The sequence below is a fragment of the Sphingorhabdus sp. genome, from assembly GCF_046596595.1.
In the GTDB taxonomy this organism is placed as follows: domain Bacteria; phylum Pseudomonadota; class Alphaproteobacteria; order Sphingomonadales; family Sphingomonadaceae; genus Sphingorhabdus_B.
Map to the genome: position 1 here is coordinate 1 of NZ_JBKJMB010000072.1, position 2,449 is coordinate 2,449.

4 protein-coding genes are annotated in these 2,449 nt (G+C 52.5%); 1 reads left to right on the forward strand and 3 read right to left on the reverse strand.

Annotated elements, in window-relative coordinates; translation table 11 throughout:
* Positions 1-709 (reverse strand): YebC/PmpR family DNA-binding transcriptional regulator (locus tag ACLL9E_RS07470; protein WP_411291114.1); only part of this gene is annotated, 709 nt, incomplete at its 3' end.
* 362 nt (positions 710-1,071) lie between these two features.
* Here ACLL9E_RS07470 and ACLL9E_RS07475 point away from each other — a divergent pair.
* Entirely contained in the window at positions 1,072-1,779 is a 708-nt protein-coding gene (locus ACLL9E_RS07475) for a type II CAAX prenyl endopeptidase Rce1 family protein (RefSeq protein WP_411291115.1), read from the forward strand.
* A gap of 1 nt (position 1,780) precedes the next feature.
* Here ACLL9E_RS07475 and ACLL9E_RS07480 read toward each other — a convergent pair whose 3' ends face one another.
* Complete coding sequence (locus ACLL9E_RS07480; RefSeq protein WP_411291116.1) at positions 1,781-2,101, reverse strand: heavy metal-binding domain-containing protein; 321 nt, start codon at positions 2,099-2,101, stop codon at positions 1,781-1,783.
* Positions 2,102-2,223: 122 nt separating this feature from the next.
* A partial coding sequence (locus ACLL9E_RS07485) for a DUF2312 domain-containing protein (RefSeq protein WP_411291117.1) occupies positions 2,224-2,449 on the reverse strand: 226 nt, incomplete at its 5' end.

Genomic DNA, 2,449 nt, shown 5'->3' on the forward strand with positions numbered 1-2,449 from the left:
CGAAATTGCCCCAGACGGTCTGGACGTCATCATCATCTTCCAATGCGTCAATCATCTTGAGTAAGGTCGCGGCGTTGGCTTCGTCGACTTCGACCAATAATTGCGGTTTCCAGGCAAGCTTGGCACTTTCCGCCTCGCCAAGGGTCGCCTCAAGCGCTTTGGCCACTTCGTGCAGCGCGTCCATGCTGGTCCAGATGCTGTGTTCGTCTTCGCTGGACTCCACGTCTTCTGCGCCAGCCTCTAACGCGGCTTCAAACACGCTGTCCGCGTCACCGGCCTTGGCGGGGTAGGTGATCAGGCCCATCCGGTCGAAACCGTGGCTGACCGCGCCCGACGCGCCGAGGTTGCCGCCATTTTTGCTGAATGCCGTGCGCACATTGGTCGCGGTACGGTTGCGGTTGTCGGTCAGCGCCTCGACAATGATCGCAACGCCGCCCGGGCCATAGCCTTCGTAACGCATTTCATCGTAGCTTTCGGCGTCGCCGCCAGCCGCTTTGTCGATCGCGCGTTGAATATTGTCCTTGGGCATCGATTGCGCCTTGGCCGCATTGACCGCAAGACGAAGCCGCGGGTTCATGTCCGGATCGGGCATGCCCATTTTCGCTGCAACAGTAATTTCGCGCGAAAGTTTCGAGAATTGCGCCGAACGTTTTTTGTCCTGCGCGCCCTTGCGATGCTGGATATTCTTGAATTTGCTATGGCCTGCCATGGCTCTGCTCTTCTCTGGCTAAAGGAAATGAAGCCGCGCCCTTACATCAGGGATGGGGAATAGGGCAACACCGCTTCGTCACCTGCCGATGAGAGCTTTTGTTGCCTTGGCGCGCATACGCGGAACATCACCCATGACGGCTTCAGTTTTATATGAAAGACGATAGCTTGGATCAATGTCGACGCGCCGTGCGTTCCGACAACACAAATTGCTTGTAACATATTAGAAAATAGTTATTTTCTGAACATAAGCGGAGCATTCGAGCTGCGGTGCATTTTGGGCGTGAATAAATGATAAATAGCGAGCGTCGGCCGGGAGTTTGGCGGGATGCAATTCAAATCTTTCCTGAACTTTGGTCGTTTTTGAGGCGCCCGACTATAGGTGCGGCAGATACCAAATGGTCGCCGCTTATCTGGCGGCAGATATTATTGCTCTTTCTCTTCAACCTTCTGCTATTTATTCCGTTGATATTTTTCAACATTAGTTACGAAGAACTGCTTATTGCGTTTGAACTGGATGTGCCGGAACATAATGGTTTTGACAATTATGACAGCCTCTGGACGTTTTGGTTAGCTGCTGGAATAGTAGCCCCGATTGTTGAAGAGTTAATATTTCGAGGATGGCTTAGAGGCACACCGCGTCAAATTTCGATGTTAGTGTCGATAGTAGCGGCTGTCATTTTACTTGTGGTATTTGCCGAACCGATACGCGACTTGCCACTATCGGCGCGTCGTTTTCTGCTTTTTGCGATTCTGGCGGGAATAGTTGGCCTCTACTTGGAGATATTCTTCCGGACCAGAGCGAATGCCAAACCGATTTGGTTTTTTGAGCGGTATTTCCCGTTCATTTTCTGGACGGTAGCGGCTGTATTCGGGTTACTGCACATGACAAATTATGAGGGCGGCGCGCTCCTCACGACCGTGCCAATGGTTCTGCCGCAATTGCTGGCCGGTCCATTACTGGCATTTGCCCGATTAAGGTTTGGACTTCGGGCGTCTATATTGCTGCATAGTGCATTGAATAGCTCCGTCGTGCTGATTGCGGCCATTGCGGTATGGCTGGAGTCCTAACTTAACTCAACTTTACCGCAGTTCCCGAAGCCGTGACCATGAGCATGGATCCTTCCTTGCCGAGCACTTCATAATCGAGGTCAATGCCGATGACGCCATCCGCGCCGAGCTTGCGGGCTTCGGCGGCAAGTTCGGCTAGTGCGATTTCGCGGGCGTCGCGCAGCGAATTTTCATATGCGCCTGCACGGCCGCCGACGATATCGCGAATGCCCGCGAACAAATCCTTGAAGATGTTCGCGCCAACGATGCATTCGCCGGTTACCACGCCAAGATATTCGCGGACGGGTTGGCCTTCAACAGATGTGGTGGTGGTCATGAGCATGGGACTTCTCCTTTTCAACAATCGTCATCCTGAACTTGTTTCAGGATAACAAATGACTGTCGTACGTTATCCTGAAACAAGTTCAGGATGACGAGTCTTTTTTGCAATTATACCAAGGGCAATTACGCCAGCCCTAATGCCGATTTGTAGGTGTCGAGGATTGCTTCCATTTCCTGACGATCGTCCTGGCTCATTTTGCGCAAGCGCACGATTTGCCGCATGATCTTTGCGTCATAGCCTTGGCTCTTGGCTTCGGAATAGACGTCGCGAATGTCGTCGGCGATGCCTTTTTTCTCTTCTTCCAGTCGTTCAATGCGCTCGATGAAAAGACGCAGTTGATCGGCGGCG